The sequence below is a fragment of the Gracilimonas tropica DSM 19535 genome (genome assembly GCF_000375425.1).
GTDB lineage: Bacteria > Bacteroidota > Rhodothermia > Balneolales > Balneolaceae > Gracilimonas > Gracilimonas tropica.
The window spans coordinates 1-2,664 of sequence record NZ_AQXG01000035.1; the positions used below are offsets into that span (position 1 = coordinate 1).

Consider the following 2,664-nt stretch of genomic DNA (forward strand, 5'->3'; position numbering starts at 1 on the left):
CGCCTGCCAATACAAAATTTCACGCTCTCCCTGTTTTTTATTTGCGGAATCGGTTTTCGGCATATTCTGCATCTCATCGGTAGATTGTGTAATGGCTGCTGAACCGCCAGTGGATTGTTGGGTTCCCAACCAGTAACCGCCTAAGGTAAAAGCAATAACTGCTCCGAGGGATAGTATTATTGATTTGGTATTCATGATGATTGTACTCTTTGTTTAAATTTTGAAAATGGTTTATAACTCAGTGCCGGTTAATGCTTCTATCTCTGCTATAGCTTTGTGGTAGTCAGCTAAAAAGCGATGATAATCCAGGCGAAACTGGAATAAGGTTAATTCACTGTCGAGTAGAGACAGGAAGTCCACCTTGTCATTCTGATACCCCGCTATTGATGACTCAAGAGATTCTTCTGCCTGAGGAATTATCCCCGTTCTGTAGAGTTCTAATAGTCTTTGATTTTTTTCAAGCTCGGTTAGTGACTGTTGCAGCTTCTGTTCAATGGAGTTAACTATGTTTTGATAGCGATACTCTATGGAAGTTTGCTGGATTTGGGTCTCTTGTACTTTTTTATTCTGTTTTTTGCTTAAAAAGAGAGGGATTTTGACATTGAACATAGCCGAGACAAAATCATAGCCTTTCATGCCGTTTTGTAATTTGTCTCGCTGGGTATAGGCAACACCCACCGAAAAATCCGGATAGCGATCTTTAAGTGCTAAGTCCACCTTTTGGCCACTTTGTACAACGGCGGTTTTCCAGGCTGCAAGTAAAGGGCTGGTACTATCGGCTTGTTGAATCAGCGTGGGTAGATTGGATGTAAAAAATTCCGGTTGATTTATAATGGCCTCTCCAAGCGGTGTATCAGCGGGTTTATCTAAGAGGGTGTTAATGCGGGCCTGTACAACTTCACGTTGCTGGAGAAGCTTGAGTTCTTGATCAAGCATTTTTGAAAGAGCTACTTGAGCTCGAAGTACGTCAGGTTGCGTGCCTTTACCCACTCCGTACCTTGTTTCAGCTATTTCTACGAACTCTTTAAGAAGCTCTTGGTTGTGTGCAACTGTTGAAAGAGCTTGATCTACGTAGTATAGATCATAAAAAGCCTGTTTCGTTCTTTTTTTAAGCTGATTTTGAAGTTCCCGATACCGGTGCAGGACAATCTCTGATTCATTTACTGCAATATCACCTTTCAGTCCTAGTTTTCCCGGAAAAGGAAACGGTTGCATCACAGATATTTGCTTACCTGTCATGGGCTCCTGATCAAGTGAAAAGCTGTTGACCGGCAGGTTCATGATATTTAAACCGAGTGTTGGGTCGGGTAGGGCCTCTTGCTGTGAGATTCTGGTTTTGCTTGCTTCCCAAGCCTGATATGATGATTGTAGTTCCGGGTTTTGGGTTAGCACTTGTTGAATAAGTTCATCAAGTAACAATGTAGAGTCTGGTGTTTGAGAAAAACTCACATTTGATGAAACCAGGAATAGTGACATTCCCAAGAAAAATCCCTTTATCATTATTTTTTTCATTCTGCAAACCAAATTTTATAAGGGACAAGCCCGTAGATTGAATAATTATCTTGATTTCAAACTACGAGAGGAATGCTTAAATGAAGCTTAAATCAAAGGAAATACTTTTATCCTTAAAGTTGAACCTTACACCACCATTGTGAGACAGTAAAAAGATGGATTTCTATGTAAAATAATTGAAATATATGAGCTATGGATAGCTAGCATATAAAATGTCTGTTTGCAATATCTGAGGCTGAAGAAAAGCACCGTGGAGATTCATTGAATTGGAGACATGCAGCTGATAAAATAGATGCAGCTTGATCCAATTGACTCCTGCATTATCGGTGGTCGCAGTGCTTAGTGCAAGATCTGTAAAGCCTAGGAAGGTAAAAGTGAACCAGGAAAAAAGGTTTACTTCTTTAATCTTTTGCTTAAATGTTCTCTTGAATTTATATTTAAGCTATCACTTAAATAATAATTCCTATGAGTAAACAATCTTGTATTCGTGATGTAGCCGATCTGAACCAGATCAACCGCTGCATTGATTCTATAAATGCAGTAGAATCATCCATCTTAAAACTCTCGGACATACTGAAACTGGCCGGAAATGATGTGCGCCTGAAAATTCTGTTCTTGTTGAGTACGGAGGAAGATTTATGCCCATGTGATTTGAGCGATATTTTAGACATGACCGTACCGGCGGTATCGCAACACCTGCGAAAATTGAAAGACGCCGGACTTTTAGGTTCAAGAAGAGAGGGAAAACTCATTTTCTATTCTCTGCAAGAACCTTATGACGAGCTTTTGAAACCACTTTTTCACCAGATTGAAAACAATACCATTATGGAGGTATTAGCTGCATGAACAAGCAACATAACAATAACAAAGACACCAAATGGCTGGGCGCAGGACTGGGAGTCGCATTTATCGCCTCCCTTTGCTGTATCACACCGGTATTGGCTGTTCTGGCTGGTACTAGTGGAATTGCCTCTACGTTTTCATTCATGGACCCATTCCGGCCTTATTTAATTGGGCTGACTGTTCTTTTACTCAGCTTTGCATGGTATCAAAAATTTAAGCCCTCAAAAGAGATTGATTGCGAATGTGATCCTGAAGAAGCCCGTTTCACCCAGTCTAAATCGTTTCTTGGCATCGTAACCGTTGTGGCGG

4 protein-coding genes are annotated in these 2,664 nt (G+C 40.6%); 2 read left to right on the plus strand and 2 right to left on the minus strand.

Features of this window, described 5'->3' with window-relative positions; all coding sequences use genetic code 11:
• Positions 1 to 195 (minus strand): hypothetical protein (locus tag B151_RS19155; protein WP_040517251.1); only part of this gene is annotated, 195 nt, incomplete at its 3' end.
• A gap of 36 nt (positions 196 to 231) precedes the next feature.
• A complete protein-coding gene (locus tag B151_RS0117350) occupies positions 232 to 1,512 on the minus strand; it encodes a TolC family protein (protein ID WP_083909928.1) in 1,281 nt (426 codons plus the stop codon).
• A gap of 465 nt (positions 1,513 to 1,977) precedes the next feature.
• Between B151_RS0117350 and B151_RS0117355 the strand changes: the two genes are divergently transcribed.
• Complete coding sequence (locus B151_RS0117355) at positions 1,978 to 2,358, plus strand: ArsR/SmtB family transcription factor (RefSeq protein ID WP_020404904.1); 381 nt, start codon at positions 1,978 to 1,980, stop codon at positions 2,356 to 2,358.
• On the plus strand, positions 2,355 to 2,664 hold a 310-nt coding region (locus B151_RS0117360), incomplete at its 3' end, for a mercuric transporter MerT family protein (RefSeq protein ID WP_020404905.1). The genes B151_RS0117355 and B151_RS0117360, both read left to right, overlap by 4 nt.